Source organism: Cellulomonas sp. EB106-03-03-XG116 (assembly GCF_058792015.1).
On record NZ_JBYTEP010000039.1, the window covers coordinates 24,130 to 40,844 of the forward strand.

Below are 16,715 nucleotides of genomic sequence, written 5' to 3' on the forward strand. Positions count from 1 at the left end.
CCGGGGGGGTGCGTCGGTGCGTCGGCCCCGGGGCGGCGCGGCGGTGCGGCGGCCGGGCGGCGTCAGCGCACGGGCGAGTACACCACGGACCGGACCCGCGCCACGGTCGTCGTCGGCCGGCCCGCGGCGGTGGCGAGCACGCCCGCCCACAGCCCGAGGAACCCGCCGGTCGCGACGCTGTCCAGCGTCCGGGCGTCCGCCGTCGCCACGAGCGCCGGCGCGTCGTCCGCGGCGGCGGCGAGCAGCCGGAGGTCCGGGCCGCGGGCCTCGAGCCGCAGCGTGAGGTCGGCGTCGGCCGGCCCGTCGAGCACCGTCTCGCCGAGCACCCGCTCGGCGGCGCCGCCCCGGACGTGCAGCACCCGGGCGGTCCACCCGCCCGCGGCGCCGCGGGTCACCGCGAGCCGCACGTGGTCCCGCTCGGACTGCCGGACGGCCAGCGCGACCTCCTCGCCCTCGCCGAGGTCGGCGGCGACGCGGACCTCGAGGTCGGCCTCGGGGTGCTCGAGCCGCAGCGCGAGGTAGGCGGGCACGTCGAGGTCGGCGAGCGTCGCCGGGCGCAGGGGCAGGTCCCAGCCGTCGCCGGCGGGGGTCGCCACGTCCTCGGGCAGCGCGCGCACGGCCGTCCACCGCAGGTCCGTCGGCGGCACGAGCCCGGACTGCCGGCCGGACACCACCCGGTCGCCCGGCCAGCCCGGCACCGCCGGGGCGTCGACCACCGGCGGGATCCGGCCCACGCCGGGGGCGAGGACGGGCCAGCCGTCCTCCCAGGCCACCGGGACCAGGAACGTCTCGCGGCCCAGCGGGTAGTGGTAGCCGCCCGAGGTGCGCATCGCGAGCAGCACCGCCCACCAGGAGCCGTCCGGCGCCTCGACCAGGTCGGCGTGCCCGGCGGCCACCACGTCGACGCCGCGGCCCAGGTGCCGGTGCGTGAGCACGGGGTTCGACGGGTTCGGCGCGTACGGGCCCTCGATCGCGTCGGCGCGGGCGACGCACACCGCGTGGTGCACCTCGGTCCCGCCCTCGGCGGCGACCAGCAGGTACTCCCCGCCGACCCGGTACAGGTGCGGGCCCTCGGCCCAGACCGCGCCGCGGACCGCCCCCGTCCAGATCACGCGCTCGGGGCCGACCAGGGTCCGGGACCCGAGGTCGAGCTCGCGGAGCCAGACCTCGGTCTGCCCGGGCCACTCCGGCTCCCGCGCGGGGCGGGTGGCGAGCACCCAGGCGCGCCCGTCGTCGTCGAAGAACAGCGACGGGTCGATGCCGTCGCCGCCCAGCCACGCGGGCTCGGACCACGGGCCGGCGGGGTCCGCGGCGGTCACGAGGAAGTGGCCGAGACCGGGCCGCCGCTCGCCGGCGGGGAGTGCGTCGGCGCGCTGGTCCACCAGCGTGCAGACGACCCAGAACAGCCCGTCGTGGTGCCGGATCGTCGGGGCGTACAGGCCGCTCGACGACGGCAGCCCGGACAGGTCGAGCTGGCGCCGCACCGCGTGCCCCACCGGCTCCCAGTGCGCGAGGTCGCGGCTGCGGAACACCGGCAGGCCGGGCAGGTACTCGAACGTCGACGTCACCAGGTAGTAGTCGTCGCCCACGCGGCACACCGACGGGTCCGGGTGGCAGCCCGGGAGCACCGGGTTGGCGACGGCCGTCACGGGGCGGTGACCTTCACCTCGACGACGCGCGCGTCGGCGGCGGTCACCTCGTGCACGCCGCCGGTCACGGCGAGCACCCGGCGCTCCGTGGCGGTGCCGGCGACCGCGCGCTCGGCGCGGGCACGGGCCATCCGGATCGCGCCGTTGGTGCCCGCGACCTCGGCCGAGCGGGCCGCGGCCTCGGCGTGCGACGCGACCCAGACCTGCACGTCGCCGGGCTCGACCACCCGGGTCAGGCGGCGGTCCGCGAACGCGAGCCGCGTCGTCGGCACCCGGAACGTCACCCGGCGGGACTCCCCCGGCGCGAGGTCCACCCGGGCGTAGCCGAGCAGCTGCGCGACCGGGCGGGTCACCGACGCGACGACGTCGTGGCCGTACAGCTGGACGGTCTCGGTCCCGGCGACCGCGCCGACGTTCGTCACCGTGACCGCGGCCTCGAAGGAGCCCGCCGAGTCGACGGACGGGTCCACCTCGAGGTCGCCGTAGGCGAAGTCGGTGTAGCCGAGCCCGAAGCCGAACGGCCGGACCGGGGTCGGGTCGGTCGACGTGACGTCGGACGGCCCGCCGAGCACCGGGTGCAGGTAGCGGTACGGCTGCGTCCCCGCGGACCGGGGCAGCGACACCGGCAGCCGGCCGGACGGGTTCACCGCGCCGGTGAGCACGTCGGCGATGGCGTCGCCGCCGCCCTCGCCGGGGAAGAACGCCTGCAGCACCGCGGCCGGGCGCGCGCCCTCGCCGTCGAGCGCCCAGCCGATCGCGTACGGGCGGCCGGTGAGCAGCACCAGCACCACCGGGGTGCCGGTCGCGACCAGCGCCTCGACCAGCTGCCGCTGCACGCCGGGCAGCTCCAGGGACTCGGCGTCGTTGCCCTCGCCGACGGTGCCGCGGCCGAACAGCCCGGCCTGGTCGCCGACCACGACGACCGCCACGTCCGCGCCCGCCGCGGCCTCGACCGCCGCCGCGAAGCCGGAGGTGTCGTCGCCCTCGACGGCGCAGCCCTCGGCGTGCACGACCTCGGGCGCGTCGGCGCCGCCGCCGAGCGCCGTCGCGAGCGCCTCGTGCACGCTGCGGATCTCGAAGCCCAGCGGCAGGCCGGGGTGGTGCGCCAGCACGTGGTTGGCGAACGAGTAGCAGCCCATGAGCGCCTCGGGCCGGTCCGCGTTGGGGCCGACCACGGCGACGCGGCGCGGCGCGGCCGGGGCACCCGCGGGCGCGAGCGGCAGCACGCCGTCGTTCGCGAGCAGCACCACCGACTTCTGGGCGAGCCGCCGGGCGAGCTCGCGCTGGTGCGGGGGGTCCAGGTCGACGTGCGTCGGCGGTCCGTCGGCGAACGCGTCCGGGTCCAGCAGGCCGAGCTCCTCCTTCTGCGCCAGCACCCGGAGCACCGCCCGGTCGACCAGGCGCTCGTCCGCCAGCCCCGCGCGCAGCCGCTCCGTCAGCGGCGCCAGGTACGCGTCGCCGGTCGGCAGCTCGACGTCGATACCGGCCTCCAGGGCCAGCGCCGCCGCCTCGCCGCGGTCGGCCGCGACCCGGTGCATCACCTCCAGGAACGCCACCGCGAAGTAGTCGGCGACGACGACGCCGTCGAAGCCCCACTGCTCGCGCAGCACGCCGGTGAGGTGCTCGGTGCTCGCCGCCATCGGGACGCCGTCCACGTCGACGTACGCGTTCATCACCGACCGGGCGCCGCCGTCGCGGACCGCCATCTCGAACGGCGGCAGGTACACGTCCAGCAGCTCGCGCGGGCCGGCGCTCACCGGGGCGTGGTTCCGGCCGGCGGCCGACGCGGAGTAGCCGGCGAAGTGCTTGAGCGTCGCGTGCACCCCCGCCTCCTGCAGCCCGCGGACGTAGGCGGTGCCGATGGTGCCGACCAGGTACGGGTCCTCGCCGATGCACTCGTCGACGCGGCCCCACCGGGGGTCGCCGACCACGTCGAGCACCGGCGCCAGGCCCTGGTGGATCCCGAGCTCGCGCATCGAGTCGCCGATCGCACGGGCCGCCTCCTGCACCAGCTCGGGGTCGAACGACGCGCCCCAGGCGAGCGGCGTCGGGTAGGTCGCGGCCTTCCAGGCGGCCAGGCCGGTCAAGCACTCCTCGTGCACCAGCGCGGGGATGCCCAGCCGGGTCTCCCGCTGCAGCCGGCGCTGCTCGGTCCACAGCCAGGCGGCGCGCTCCACCGGGTCGACCGGGCGGGTGCCGTACACCCGCGTGTAGTGGCCGAGGCCGTGCCGGGTGATCTCGGGCAGCTGGCCGGAGTCCTTCTGGCCCGCGGCCATCTCGGACTGCATCGGGGCGACGGTGCCGTTCTGGTCGAGCCAGTAGCCGACCAGCTGGGCCAGCTTCTCCTCCAGCGTCATCCGGGCGTGCAGGTCGCGGACCCGGTCGGAGACGACGGGCATCGCGGGGACGGGGGTAGCGGCGGGCGCGGACGCGCCGTCGGGGCGGGCGGGCGCCGCAGCCGGGGCGGCGGCGCCGGTGGTGTCGGACACGCGGGGTGCTCCTGTTCGGGGACGTGCGAGGTGGCGGGCGGGGCGGGCGGGGCGCCGCGCGGGCGCCCCGTCCGCCGGCCTCAGCCCTTGACGGCGCCGGTGAGACCGCCGACGATCCGCCGCTCGAAGAGCGAGAAGAAGATCAGCGCGGGGATCATCGACAGCGACGTGAACGCCAGCACCCGGGCGGTGTCGACGGAGTACTGCGAGGCGAACGCCTGGACCCCGAGCGGCAGCGTGTACTGCCCCTCGTCGTTCAGGATGAACAGCGGCAGCATGTAGCTGTTCCAGCTCGCGACGAACGCCAGGATGCCGACCGTCACCACGCCGGGGACGGACAGCGGGACCACCATCCGGACGAAGAACCCGAGCCGGCTCGCGCCGTCGATCGACGCGGCCTCCTCCAGCTCCTTCGGGATGGCCCGCAGGAACGGCACCAGGATGATGATCGTCACCGGCAGCGCGAACGCGATCTGCGGCAGGATGATGCCGGCCAGGCTGTTCATCAGCCCGAGCTGCCGGATCATGATGTACAGCGGCGTGATCGCGACGGTCATCGGGAACATCAGGCCCGCCGCGAACAGCGAGTACATCGCCCCGCGGCCCGAGAACTCGTACCGGGCGAGCACGAAGCTCGCCATGACGCCGAGGATCACGACGCCGATCGTCGTCGCGATGCCGCAGATCGCCGAGTTCAGGAACTGCTGCCAGAACAGCGAGCTGGACAGGACCTCGGCGTAGTTGCCGAACTCCCACGTCGTCGGGAAACCGGACGGGTCGACCGTGATCTGCGAGTTCGTCCGCAGGCCGCCCAGCACGATGTAGGCGACCGGCGCGATGCAGACGCCGACCAGGAGCCAGGCGACGACGTAGACCAGCGGGTTGACGCGCTCGAGCGAGCGGCCGGGCCGGCGGCGGGGCTCCGGCCGCGAGGCCGGCAGCGGGGGCGTCTGGACGGCGGTGGCGGCCATCACTTCTTCCTCTCGGTGAGCGCGCCCTCGGTGTCCCGGCGCAGGACGAAGCGCTGGTAGGTCAGCGCGATCGCCAGCGAGATCAGGAACAGCACGACCGCGACCGCGTTGCCGAAGCCGTAGTTCCCGGCCAGGCGGCCGTTGGACACCATGTAGGTGGCCATCGTCGACGTCCCGGCGGTGGCGGAGACGTACTGGCCCCAGATGATGTAGACGAGGTCGAACAGCTGGAGCGAGCCGATGATCGACAGGAACGCCCAGATCCGGATCGTCGGGCCGAGCAGCGGCAGCGTGATCGCGCGCTGCGCCTGCCAGTAGGAGGCGCCGTCGATCGCCGCGGCCTCGTGCAGCTCCTCGGGGATCGACTGCAGGCCGGCGAGGAACAGGATCACCGCGAAGCCGATGTACTTCCACGTGATGATGATCATCAACGACCAGATGGCGATCTTCGGGTCGGACAGCCAGTCGGCGGTGAGGAACCCGAGCCCGATCTTCTCGAGCAGGCTGTTCACCGCGCCCGTGGTCTGGAGCATGAGGCTCCAGCCGGTGCCGACGATGACCTCGGAGATCACGTAGGGCACGAAGATCAGCACCCGGATCAGCGACCGGCCGCGGATCTTGCGGTTCAGCAGCAGCGCGAGGATCACGGCCGCGGGCCCCTGGAGCACCAGGGACATCACGACGATGAAGCCGTTGTGCCTCAGCGCGTCGTGGAACGTCGGGTCCTTCAGGATCGCGACGTAGTTGTCCAGCCCGACGAAGTCGGTCGGCGGCCCGAAGCCCTTCCACTTGAAGAAGCCGTAGTACGCCGCCATGACGACGGGGAAGATCACGAACGCCAGGAAGATCAGGATGGCGGGCCCGGTCAGGATGCCGATCTCGAGCCGCTGACGCCAGCTCCCGCGCCGCCGGCGCGGGCGGGGCGCCGGGGACGGTGCCGCGACGGCACCGCCCCCGGCCGCCGAGCGACCCTCGGGCGACGAGATGACCAGCGGGCTGACGCCCTGCGAGTCGCTCATGGTCGTGCTACTCCTTGGCCGCCGCGGCGTTGACAGTCTCGACGATCTTGTCGGGGCTGCCGCTGCCGGCGAGCATCTCGACGACGCTGGTGTTGAGCGCGTTGCCGACGTTCTGGCCGAACAGGGTGTCCAGCCAGACGGACACGTAGGCCGCGTCGTTGTAGGACGCCAGGACGTCCTGCAGGGCCGGGTCGGTGACGACCGACTGGGCGTCCTTGCTGGCGGGCAGGGTCACGAACGCCTCGGCGTAGCCCTCCTGGTTGTCCTTCTCCGCGATGAAGTTCAGGAAGTCGGCGCACTCCTTCGGCGCGTCCACGTAGCAGGAGAAGCCGTCGACGCCGCCCATCATCGCGGTCGGGTCGCCCTCACCGCCGTCCACGGCCGGGAACGGGAACCAGCCGAGGTCGGCCAGCGGCTCCTGCTCCGGCGTCAGGTTCGCGATGACGCCCGGGTCCCAGGCGCCCATGAGCTCCATGGCGGCCTGGTGGTTCGCGATGAGGCCCGCCGAGGAGCCGGCGCCCTGCTGCGCGGTGGTGGTCAGGTAGCCGTCGTTGAACGGCTCCGTCGCGGCGAAGTCCTGCAGGTCCTCGCCCGCCTTCGTCCAGCACGCGTCGTCGAAGGACATGTCCTTCGCCGCCTGCGTCATGGTGTCCTGCGAGCACTCGCGCAGGGCGAAGAAGTAGTACCAGTGCGCGGCCGGCCAGGCGTCCTTGGCGCCCAGCGCGATCGGCTGGATGTCCGCGGCCTTCAGCTTGTCGACCGCCGCGCCGAGCTCGTCGAGCGTCGTCGGGGTCTCCGTGATGCCGGCCTGCTGGAACAGGTCCTTGCTGTAGTAGATGCCGCCGGGGAGCACGGCGGTCGGGACGCCGTAGACGGAGCCGTCGACGGAGAACGCCGCCAGGGACGCCTCGCCGAGCGCGTCCCGGGTCTCCTGGGTGAGGGCGTCGGTCAGGTCCATCGCCTGGCCGGCCTCGACGACGTCGGCCAGCTTGCCGCCGCCGCGCGCCATGAAGATGTCCGGGGCGTCGCCCGAGTTCAGGGCGGTCTGGAGCTTGCCGTCCATGTCCTCGTTCTGGATGGACTGGATGTTGATGGTGACGCCCGGGTTGGCCTCCTCGAACGCCGCGACGGTGTCCTCCCAGTAGGCCTTGCCGTCGCCCGTCGTCGAGTTGTGCCAGAACGTCATCGTGACGTCGCCGTCACCGTCCCCGCCGCCCGAGCCCGAGTCGCCGCCGCCGCAGGCGGCGAGGGTCATGGCTGCCACGATCGCCGCGGCCGTGGCCGCCAGCGTCTTGCGTGCCTTCATGATCTGCCCTCTTCGTTGAGTTGACCGTGGTCCTCCCCGCCGGGGCCGGACCGTTCGCCGTCGGCGGGTGACCGCCGTGCGTCGTGCTCCGCGAGGCCCGATCCCTGCGGCTGTGCCGGGACCGGACCTGCTCGTCATCAGTGACTGCACGAGGGACTCTGGCAGCCGTCGCGAAGACGTGTCAACCGTTGTCGATAACGTTTTAGTGACTATGCTGGCGGCCATGGCACAGCGGGTGACGATCACCGACGTCGCCCGCGAGGCCGGTGTCTCCGTGGCGACCGTCTCGAAGGTCGTCAACCAGCGGGACGGCATCGCCGCCGGCACCGCGACGCACGTGCGCGCCGTCGTCGACCGGCTCGGCTACGAGTCCAGCCTCGTCGCGCGCGGGCTCCGCTCGCACCGCACCGGCGTCATCGGCGTGCTCGTCGCGGAGTTCGAGCCGTTCAGCTCCGAGATCCTCAAGGGCGCGGGCGCGGCCCTCCGCGGCACCGAGCACGCCCTGCTCGCCTACACCGGCGGCGGCACCGGCCGGGCCGGCTGGGAGCACCGCTACCTCGCGCGGCTCAGCGGCACCCTGATCGACGGCGCCGTGCTGGTCACGCCCACGGTGCTGCACGCCGGGTCCTCGGTGCCGGTGGTCGCCGTCGACCCGCACGCCGGCCCGGGCGGCCTGCCCACCGTCGACTCCGACAACCTGCACGGCGCCGTCCTCGCCGTCCGGCACCTGCTGGGGCTCGGCCACCGGCGGATCGGGTTCCTCGGCGGGCGCACCGACCTCGAGTCCTCGCGGCTGCGCGAGGCGGGCTACCGCGCGGCGCTCGCCGAGGCGGGCATCCCCGTCGACCCGGCGCTGGTGCACGTGGCCGACTACCGGCGAGACGCGGCCGACGCCCCGACCGCGGCGATGCTCGCGCTCGACGACCCGCCGACCGCGCTGTTCGCGGCCAACGACCTGTCCGCCATGGGCATCCTGGACGCCGCCGCGCGGCTCGGGGTCCGGGTGCCGACCGAGCTGTCCGTGGTCGGGTTCGACGACGTGCCCGAGGCCGCCGCGACGACGCCGCCGCTCACGACGGTGCGGCAGGAGATCCAGGGACTCGGGCGGGCCGCGGTGGCGATGCTGCTGGGGCTGCTCGGGCCCGACGGCGGCCCGGGTGCGGCGGCGGAGCACCAGCGGCTGCCGACGCAGCTGGTGGTCCGCGGCACGACGGCGGTCCCGCGGCGGTAGGCGGTGGCGGCTAGGTGGTGCCGGCTAGGTGGGCCTGGGTGCGGGGGCACGCCGCTAGCGTCGCCTCGCATGACGCACGAGGCGACGGGCCCCGGACGCACCCTGTACGTCTTCCTCGACGAGTCGGGCAACCTCGACTTCTCCGGCAGGGGCACCGACCACTTCGTGCTGTCCGCCGTCTACACCACGGACCCGTGCCGCTCGGCGTCGATCATGCAGGCGCTGAAGTACGAGCTCCTCGCGAACGGGAGCACCGACCTCGACTTCCACGCGACGAACAACACCCGCGGCACCCGCCTGCGCGTCTCGGGCGCGATCACCTCGCTCGGGGCCACGATCGCCGTGCACACGCTCTGGATCGACAAGCACCTGGCGCACCCGTCGCAGCACGACGACGTGACGATCATGAGCTTCTTCGGCAAGGCGATGGGGCGCTGGATCGGCAAGGCAGTGAGCGGCGACCACACGCAGGTCGTGATGGTGTTCGACTCGGTCCTCACGGGGAAGAAGCAGGGCGCCTTCAAGGCCGCGGTGAAGCCCGCCCTCAAGCAGCTCGGGATCCCGTTCCGCGTCGCGTTCCACCCGGTGAAGTCGGATCTCAACGGCCAGATCGCGGACTACTTCTCCTGGGCGTGGCTGCGGCACGTCGAGTCCGGGGACCCGACCGGCGTCGAGGCCCTGGCCGGCATCCGGTGGACGCGCTTCGACCTCTACCAGCGCGGGACGAGGCGCTGGTGGTGAGGGAGAGGGTGACCACCCCGCCTACCTTGCGGAGAACCCAGGGGTTCTTGTCAGCGGGGTGGAACGTTTGCACCAGCGTACCGAGCGCGGCCCGGGGCCGTCCACGCCGATCCGCCGAGGGGATAACCGACACGTCGAGTGCCTATCCGGTGGATAGGCACTCGACGTGTCGGTTGCTCGTTCGAGGCGCGACGCGGGGCGGCGCGGGAGGGCGCAGGCGGGCCGGCGCGGGAGGGCCCGCGCGGGCGGCCCCCGTCAGGTCGCCGGGAGCACGACGTGCAGGGCCGCCCACGCGCTGACGGTCGCGAGCGTCGTCCACAGCACGATCGCCACCGCCTGCCACAGGAGCACCCAGCTCTTGCGCACCCCGGACGCGACCAGGGTCGCGGCCGTGAGCTGGGTCGGGAGCGCGAGCGGCCCGAGCAGGCTGGCGCCCGGCACCCCGAACCGCACGAGGTAGCGGCGCAGGCGCTGCCGGCCCTTGGACTCCGGCCGGGCGGGCGCGACGGCCGTCGCGGTGCCCGTGCTGCCCCGCGCCCCGTCCCCGGCGCCGGCCACGAACGCCGCGTCCGCCGGCGGCACGGCACCGCCCGCCGCCGCGCGCCGCGCCGTGACCCGGGCGCGCACGCCCGAGCCGAGCGAGACGACGGCGAGCACGCACAGGAAGTTGCCGGCGGCGGCCGCGACCGCCGCCACCACCGGGTGCAGGCCGCCGAGGACGCCGAGCAGCGCGCCGCCCTCCCCCTCGACGAACGGGACGGCGCCGGCAAGGGCGACCACCAGCGGCTGGACGAGCTCGGGGACGTGGGCCAGCAGGTCCTGCAGGCCCTGGACGACTCTCTCGACAGGGTTCACGGTGCGACTCCCTCGGGTGGGCGGGATGGTGCGCGGGCGTGCGCGTCCCGGGCGCCGGCGCGGTGGCCGGCGCCCTGGCGGGGCGCGGGTGGGGCGGGGTGTGTCAGCGGGCCTGGCCGGCGGCGGTCGCGGTCACGACCATCGTCGCGAGCGCCGCGACCACGGTGCGGCGGACCGCCTCCGCGGCCTCGGCGGTCCCGCGGTCGGCCTCCTGGAGGGCCCGGCCGCGGTCGTGCACCGCGCCGGACCACGGGATCTCCCGGTGCAGCGCGGGCAGCGAGCCGCTCGCGGACAGCAGCCCCGCGAGCGCGGCGGTGCGGGCGTCGGGCCCGGCGCCGTCGACCAGCGTCGCGCGCACGGCGGCGACGAGCTCGGCGCGGCGGGGCGTCCCGCCGTCCGCGAGCGCCGTGACGGGCAGCAGGCCGAGCACTCGGCGCCGCTCGCGCCGCAGGTGGCCGCGCTCGACGAGCCGGTCGACGGTCGCCGGCCGCAGCACGGGCCCGGTCTCGACGATCAGCTGCTGCACGTCGACGGGCGAGCGGGCGACCCGCTCCCAGGTGGGGCGCAGCAGCGCGTCGGCGGGCGGTGCGTCGCCGCGGGCCGTGACGGGGCGGCCCCGCCAGGTCGGCGTCGCCGCGACCTCCACCCGGTCCTGCTCGGCGAGGTCGACGAGCACCGCGCCGGCGAGCACGTGGAACAGCGGCACCCCCTCACCGTGGAACACCCCGTTGCGGGGGTCGAACAGCAGCAGGAGCAGGTCCTCGGCGAGCGTCGGGGACGCCGGGGCCGTCGGGTCGGTCGGGTTGGTCGGGTCGGTGCTCATCGGTCCTCCTCGGCGGCCGGAGCGAGCTCGTCCGGAGCGGCCTGCGCCCGGATCTGCTCCGCGCGGGCCAGGGTCCGCAGCTGGGCGGGGTTGTAGAGGTGCGCCATCGCGGGCAGCACCGTGCGGCGGGCGTCCTCGGCACCGCGCACGCCGAACGCACCGGGGTCGCGCACGGAGGCGTACCGCTCGCGGGCCTCCGCGATCACCCGGGCGAGCCGGTGCGCGAGCGCCTCGACCGTCGCGTCGTCGGCGTCCGGCGGCAGCGCGTCGAACTCGTCGTCGCCGTCGGAGCGGGTCTGCATCATGTCCCGCAGCTCGGCCATCGCCCGCTCGTCGAGCACGCGCGACCAGATGAGCAGCATGGCCCGGTCGGCCTCGGAGAGCTGACCGGCGACCTCGGCGAACCCCTCGGGCACGTCCACGGGGGCGCGGTCGCGCAGGACGACGGCGAGCTCCGCGCGGATCCGCTGCAGCCGCTCGACGGTCGCGGCGAGCTCGGCGTCCAGCACCCGGATGGCGTCGTCGGGCCGCTGGTCGGCGCCGCACAGCGCGGCGATCTGCGCGAGCGGCAGCCCGAGGTCGCTCAGCCGCTTGATCTGCAGCAGGCGCACCAGGTGCGGCACGCGGTACTGCTTGTAGCCGTTGCCGGCGCGCTCGGGCTCCTCGAGCAGGCCCACCTCGTGGTAGTACCGCACGGCCTTGACGGTCGTGCCGGCCAGCTCGGCGAGCTGCCGGGTGCTCCACGCCCGGCCGGCGGCCTCGGATGCGTCCATGGGGACCAGTGGAAACCGTGCCCCCGGGGCAGGGTCAAGAGGTCCCGGGCGGGCGGCCGCCGCGGCCTGGGAGACTCGTCGCTCACGACGAAGGAGGACCCTGTGGTGGATCTCGACCTGGCGGCCGCGCTCGCGGACGGCCGCACGGAGTACGAGAAGATGGTGGCCGGCGACTGGTACCGCTACCGGTCCGGCCCCGAGCTGGCGGACCTGACGACGAGCACCCAGCGCACCTGCCGCCGGATCACCGCCCGCTACGACGAGGACCGGGCCGAGGCGGAGGCGCTGTTCCGCGACCTGCTGGGCACCGTGGGCGAGGGCGTCGACTTCCGCCCGCCGTTCTACCTGGACTACGGCCACCGCCTGCACCTCGGCGACCGGACCTTCGTGAACGCGGACTTCCTGACCCTCGGCGGCGGGGAGATCCGGATCGGCGCGGACGTGCTGATCGGCCCGAGCGTCCGGCTCTACACCCCGACGCACGTGCTCGACCCGGAGCTGCGCCCGCAGGGGTGGGAGCGGGTCTCCCCGATCACGATCGAGGACGGCGTGTGGCTGGGCGGCAGCGTCGTGGTGTGCCCGGGCGTGACGATCGGCGCGCGGTCCGTGGTGGGCGCGGGCTCGGTCGTGACGAAGGACGTGCCGCCGGACGTGGTCGTGGCGGGGAACCCGGCGCGGGTCGTGCGGTCGCTGCTGCCCGAGGGCTGAGCGGGCGGTCCGGAGCCCCCTGTCGGATTCGAACCGACGACCTGCTGTTTACAAGACAGCTGCTCTGGCCAGCTGAGCTAAGGAGGCGTCGCGCTCCCGCGGGAGCGCGGCGCCCAGCCTACCGGCCGGGTCAGGGCTGCGGGTCGAGGGCGTCGTACCGCCAGAACCCGCGCTGCGCCCGCACGAGGACCCACAGGATCAGCACGCACGCGAGCCCGCCGACCAGGGCCGCGCCGCCCTCGCCGAGGGTGCCCGACAGCCAGCCGAGCAGCAGCTCGCCGAGCCGGGGCCCGCCCGCGACCACCACGACGAACACGCCCTGGAGCCGGCCGCGCATGTCGTCCGGCGTCGCGGTCTGCAGGATGGTCTGCCGGAACACCGCGCTGACGGCGTCGGCCGCGCCGGCGGCGGCGAGGGTGACCACGGCCAGCGCGAGCGCGGCCCAGAGCACGTGGTCGGGCCCGGACCGGCCCGCGGCGACGAGCACCGCGCCGAACGCCGCGACGGCGAGGCCCCAGATCGTGATGGCGACGACGATGATCCGGCCCTGCCAGCGCACGCGCGCGAGCCCGCCCGAGAACAGGCCGGCGAGCATGGCGCCCGCGGCGACCGCCGCCGTCAGCACGCCCGCGGTGGTCTCGCCGCCGCCGAGGTAGACCAGGCCGACCGCCGGGAACAGCACCCGCGGCGAGGACGTGATCATGGCGACCAGGTCGACCAGGAACGTCATCCGGACGTTCGGCCGGGTGCCGAGGTACCGCAGGCCGTCGAGCACGGAGGCGAGCCCGGCCCGGGACCGGCGGGTCTCCGACGGCTCCGGGAGGATCGGCGGGAGCCGCAGCAGCGCGGTGAACGCGAACGTGAACAGCAGCGCGTCGAGCGTGTAGACGATCCCGTAGTCGAGCAGGGCGACCAGCCCGGCGCCGAGCAGCGGGCCGAGGGTCAGCGCGACGTTCCAGCCGACCGTCTGCAGCGCGTTGGCGGCGGGCATCAGCCGGGGCTCGAGCAGGCGCGGGATGATCGCCGACCGCGCGGGGCTGTTCACGGCCCCGGCGCCGGACTGGAGCGCGACCAGTGCGTACAGCACGCCGACGTGGGTGTTGTCCGACCAGCCCTGGATCGCGAGCCCGAGGGTGGCGACCCAGCTCACCGCGGACGCGACGAGGGCGACCGTGCGGCGGTCGGCGTGGTCGACGACCGCGCCGCCGTACAGGCCGAACACCACGAGCGGGACCAGCGCGCACAGCCCGACGACGCCCACCGCGAACGTCGACCGGGTCAGCTCGTACACCTGGAGCCCGACCGCGACGACGGTGAGCTGCGCGCCGAGGTTCGCGACCGAGAGGCCCCACCACAGCCGGCGGAACTCGGGGCTGACGCGCAGCGGGGTCACGTCCACGAGCAGGGAGGGCACCGCGGGAGTCTACGTGCGGTCTACAGCGATCGACCGGTGGGTCCCGCGGGCCGGGACGCGCGCGGCCCCGGCGCCCGGGTGCGTGCCCGGGCGCCGGGGCCTCGCGCGGAGGCGCGCCATCCGGCGCGCGGGATCAGGCCCGGGTCAGGAGCCGACCGCCTGCAGCAGGGCGTTCGGGTCGGTCCAGTTCTCGGTCCAGATCTCGCCGTCGATGGTGATCGTCGGGGTGCCGAAGCTGCCGTTGGCCTCGTTGACCAGGTCCGGGTTCGCCGTGACGTCGTTGGTCGCGGAGGTCACCCACTGCCCGAACCGGTCGAGCGCGCTGCCGTCGGAGATCTTGTCCGCGACGCTGCCGGACACCCCGGCGTCGCGCGCGATCGAGGCGATCTCGGCGTTGGTCAGGCCGTCGGTGCCCTCGTCGGGCTGACCCGCGAACAGCTGCTCGTTGAACGCGGCGAACTGGTCGGGCGCCTCGTCGGCGACGAGCGCGGCCGCGGAGGCGGCGCGGGTCGAGTAGCCGGTGCCGTTCGAGTACCGGTTGAGGATCGCGATCGGGTGGTAGACGACGGTGGCGGCGCCGTCGGAGGCGAGCGAGATGAGGTTGTCGCCGTTGGCCTCCTCGAAGGCGCCGCAGGCGGGGCACATGTAGTCGAGGTAGACGTCGACGCGGGTCGTGCTGTCGTCGACCTCCCCGCCGACGCCCGAGGCGCTCACGGGGATGCCGCCCTCGGGCAGGGCGGTGCTCGGCACGTCGGCGACCTCGCTCAGCGGGGTGTCCGGGTAGTCCGGCAGGGCCTCGTCGCTGCTGCCGCCGCCCTGGGTGAGGACCCACACGAGGACGCCGCCGAGCGCGAGGACCGCGACGGACAGCATGCCGATGCCCAGGAACTTGTTGCGGCGGTCGCGCTTGGCCTGCTGCTCGCGCAGGGCGCGCGCCTGCTCGCGGGCGGCGTCGCGCCGCTCGATCTTCGACGGCCGGCCCTTGCCGGGGCTCGGGGTGGTGCTCATCTGTCCTGCTCTCCTTCGGTCGGGTCTGCTGCGGGTGCTCAGGCGAGCGCCGCGGGCGGACCCCGGTGCGGGTGCAGGGCGCGGGCCAGGACGGCCGGGCGCGGGTGGTGGGAGAGTCCCGCGGGCGCGGGGCGCGGGGTCCCGGCCGAGCGGGGGTGCGCCGCCCGGGGCAGCGCGTGCAGCACGGCGCCGAGCACGGCGCGCACGGGGCCGGCGGCGCGGAGCAGCAGGGCGGCCAGGCCGAGGCCGAGCGCGCCGAGCGCCGCGTGCAGGGCGACGACGGGCAGGACGAGCCCGAGCGCGAGCACCGCGCCGTGCGACGCGGCGGGCGTCAGCGCGACGCCGGTCGGGCAGTCGGCCGCGTCCTGGAGCACCGCGAGCCGGACGCCGAGGAGCGCGAGCGGGCCGTCGATCGTCACGCACTGGTGCACGACGGTGCGGACGGCACCGAGCCAGGCGGCGCCGCCGAGCACCGCCAGCGACGCGGCCGCGGTGAGCAGCGGCAGCAGCGCGGCGCGGTGCACCCGGCGCCGGGACCCGGATCCGGGCGCGACGGCGCCGGGCACGCGCGGGGCGGCTGTCCCGGTCATGCCGGCCAGCGTACGGGGTGCGGCTGGACCGGACCTGGGTCTCCGGTGACGACCTCGCGGGGATCCCGCGCGGACGCGGCCTCCCCGACGGTGCGCCCCGGGGGTCTCCGGTCAGGCGCCGACCGGCAGCACCGGCGCCGCGAACGGCGCCCAGTCCACCAGCGTCCCCGTGGCCGCGAGCGCCACCAGCGCCCCCGCACCGAGCAGCGCGAGCAGCACCACGACGGTCGCCCCGCCCCGCCCGGGCGCCACCCCGCCGAGCAGCCAGCGCGCCCCGTCCCGGGTGGTCCGGGCCGCGGGGCCCCACCACAGCCCGGCGAGCCCTGCGGCGGCCGCCACCGCCAGCAGCGCCGCCACGGACTCCGCGGCGGGCGCGTCGTCCACCGCGCGCAGCGGTCCGGCCTCGACCGCGCCCGAGCCGACGAGCCACCAGCCGACGCCGAGCAGGATGACGACGAGGCTCGCGGCGACCAGCAGCGAGGGCAGCAGGGTCACGAGCGCGCGCAGCAGGTGCCACGGGCTCGACGCGACGGCGCGCAGCGCGTCCGACCGGCGGGCGCCGACCCGCTCGCGCCGCCGGCCGACGGCGTCCGCCACGGACCCGACGGTCCGGGCGAGCAGCACGAGGGGGACGAGCGCGAGCAGCGCGGCGCCCGGGCGCAGCGCGGCGCCGGTCAGCGCCAGCAGCGCGAGGGCGAGCAGGGTGCCGGTGCGGCGCGGCGGCTCGGGCGCGGGCGGCGGGCCGTCCACGCCGTCCGGCCACCCGTCGAGGTGCCCGGGGTGGTCGGCGTCCGCGGAGCCGTCGAGAGCAGCGCCGGCCCCGGGCCCGCCCGGGCCGTACGACCGGGTGTCCCAGGCCTGCGTCGGCGACTCCCCCGTCGCCCACCGGTCGTCCTCGCCGGTGGCGTCCCACGAGGGCGGGGCCGCGGTGCGTGGCGGCACCGACGGCGGGGCGGGCGCGGCGGCCGCGCCGAACGCCCGGGTGGTCCCGTCCTGCGCCGGCGCGCCCCAGGTCTCCCCCGGCGCGGGCAGCACGGCCGTCCCGTCCTCGCCGAGCACCGCCGTCCCGTCCGGCCCGAGCACGGCGGTCGCGCCGGTCGCCGCCGCGACGCCCGCGGGCAGCGGCCCGGTCCCCGCG

14 protein-coding genes, 1 tRNA gene and 1 pseudogene are annotated in these 16,715 nt (G+C 75.6%); 3 read left to right on the top strand and 13 right to left on the bottom strand.

Features of this window, described 5'->3' with window-relative positions; genetic code table 11:
- Nucleotides 1-62 precede the first annotated feature (62 nt).
- The 5 genes from AC3WUG_RS14085 to AC3WUG_RS14105 all read right to left on the bottom strand — a co-directional run bounded on the left by AC3WUG_RS14085 (nucleotide 63) and on the right by AC3WUG_RS14105 (nucleotide 7,434).
- Complete coding sequence (locus tag AC3WUG_RS14085) at nucleotides 63-1,649, bottom strand: glycoside hydrolase family 43 protein (RefSeq protein ID WP_492328246.1); 1,587 nt, start codon at nucleotides 1,647-1,649, stop codon at nucleotides 63-65.
- Nucleotides 1,646-4,048: a beta-xylosidase/alpha-l-arabinosidase gene (locus tag AC3WUG_RS14090; protein WP_492328260.1), complete on the bottom strand. Its 2,403-nt coding sequence runs from the start codon at nucleotides 4,046-4,048 to the stop codon at nucleotides 1,646-1,648. Before AC3WUG_RS14090 ends, AC3WUG_RS14085 begins: the two co-directional genes overlap by 4 nt.
- Before the next feature lie 170 nt (nucleotides 4,049-4,218).
- Nucleotides 4,219-5,109 carry a carbohydrate ABC transporter permease gene (locus AC3WUG_RS14095; protein ID WP_492328247.1) on the bottom strand — a complete coding sequence of 297 codons (891 nt, stop codon included), beginning with the start codon at nucleotides 5,107-5,109 and terminating at the stop codon, nucleotides 4,219-4,221.
- A complete protein-coding gene (locus AC3WUG_RS14100) occupies nucleotides 5,109-6,128 on the bottom strand; it encodes a carbohydrate ABC transporter permease (RefSeq protein WP_492328248.1) in 1,020 nt (339 codons plus the stop codon). The genes AC3WUG_RS14095 and AC3WUG_RS14100 overlap by 1 nt, the downstream gene beginning before the upstream one ends.
- A gap of 7 nt (nucleotides 6,129-6,135) precedes the next feature.
- On the bottom strand, nucleotides 6,136-7,434 hold the full coding sequence (locus AC3WUG_RS14105; protein ID WP_492328249.1) for an extracellular solute-binding protein: 1,299 nt from the start codon (nucleotides 7,432-7,434) through the stop codon (nucleotides 6,136-6,138).
- Between the two features lie 223 nt (nucleotides 7,435-7,657).
- On the opposite strand from AC3WUG_RS14105, the gene AC3WUG_RS14110 reads away from it, so the two are divergent.
- Complete coding sequence (locus AC3WUG_RS14110; protein ID WP_492328250.1) at nucleotides 7,658-8,665, top strand: LacI family DNA-binding transcriptional regulator; 1,008 nt, start codon at nucleotides 7,658-7,660, stop codon at nucleotides 8,663-8,665.
- A 69-nt stretch (nucleotides 8,666-8,734) separates the two neighbouring features.
- On the top strand, nucleotides 8,735-9,406 hold the full coding sequence (locus AC3WUG_RS14115) for a DUF3800 domain-containing protein (protein WP_492328251.1): 672 nt from the start codon (nucleotides 8,735-8,737) through the stop codon (nucleotides 9,404-9,406).
- Between the two features lie 255 nt (nucleotides 9,407-9,661).
- Here AC3WUG_RS14115 and AC3WUG_RS14120 read toward each other — a convergent pair whose 3' ends face one another.
- From AC3WUG_RS14120 to AC3WUG_RS14130, 3 genes are all read right to left on the bottom strand, one after another.
- Nucleotides 9,662-10,261, bottom strand: coding sequence for a small multidrug efflux protein (locus tag AC3WUG_RS14120; RefSeq protein ID WP_492328252.1), 600 nt, complete (start codon nucleotides 10,259-10,261; stop codon nucleotides 9,662-9,664).
- A 103-nt stretch (nucleotides 10,262-10,364) separates the two neighbouring features.
- On the bottom strand, nucleotides 10,365-11,084 hold the full coding sequence (locus AC3WUG_RS14125) for a GOLPH3/VPS74 family protein (protein ID WP_492328253.1): 720 nt from the start codon (nucleotides 11,082-11,084) through the stop codon (nucleotides 10,365-10,367).
- Nucleotides 11,081-11,857: a MerR family transcriptional regulator gene (locus AC3WUG_RS14130; RefSeq protein ID WP_492328254.1), complete on the bottom strand. Its 777-nt coding sequence runs from the start codon at nucleotides 11,855-11,857 to the stop codon at nucleotides 11,081-11,083. The genes AC3WUG_RS14125 and AC3WUG_RS14130 overlap by 4 nt, the downstream gene beginning before the upstream one ends.
- A 105-nt stretch (nucleotides 11,858-11,962) precedes the next feature.
- Between AC3WUG_RS14130 and AC3WUG_RS14135 the strand changes: the two genes are divergently transcribed.
- A complete protein-coding gene (locus AC3WUG_RS14135) occupies nucleotides 11,963-12,565 on the top strand; it encodes a sugar O-acetyltransferase (RefSeq protein ID WP_492328255.1) in 603 nt (200 codons plus the stop codon).
- A 13-nt stretch (nucleotides 12,566-12,578) separates the two neighbouring features.
- On the opposite strand, the gene AC3WUG_RS14140 is transcribed toward AC3WUG_RS14135, so the two are convergent.
- From AC3WUG_RS14140 to AC3WUG_RS14160, 5 genes and pseudogenes are all read right to left on the bottom strand, one after another.
- Nucleotides 12,579-12,652: transfer RNA gene (locus tag AC3WUG_RS14140), tRNA-Thr, on the bottom strand.
- 43 nt (nucleotides 12,653-12,695) lie between these two features.
- Nucleotides 12,696-13,979: an MFS transporter gene (locus AC3WUG_RS14145; RefSeq protein ID WP_492328256.1), complete on the bottom strand. Its 1,284-nt coding sequence runs from the start codon at nucleotides 13,977-13,979 to the stop codon at nucleotides 12,696-12,698.
- Between the two features lie 144 nt (nucleotides 13,980-14,123).
- Nucleotides 14,124-14,987: a DsbA family protein gene (locus AC3WUG_RS14150; RefSeq protein WP_492328257.1), complete on the bottom strand. Its 864-nt coding sequence runs from the start codon at nucleotides 14,985-14,987 to the stop codon at nucleotides 14,124-14,126.
- A 38-nt stretch (nucleotides 14,988-15,025) separates the two neighbouring features.
- Nucleotides 15,026-15,577, bottom strand: coding sequence for a hypothetical protein (locus tag AC3WUG_RS14155; RefSeq protein ID WP_492328258.1), 552 nt, complete (start codon nucleotides 15,575-15,577; stop codon nucleotides 15,026-15,028).
- 111 nt (nucleotides 15,578-15,688) lie between these two features.
- Nucleotides 15,689-16,715 (bottom strand): annotated as a pseudogene (locus tag AC3WUG_RS14160) (hypothetical protein); the annotation flags it as partial.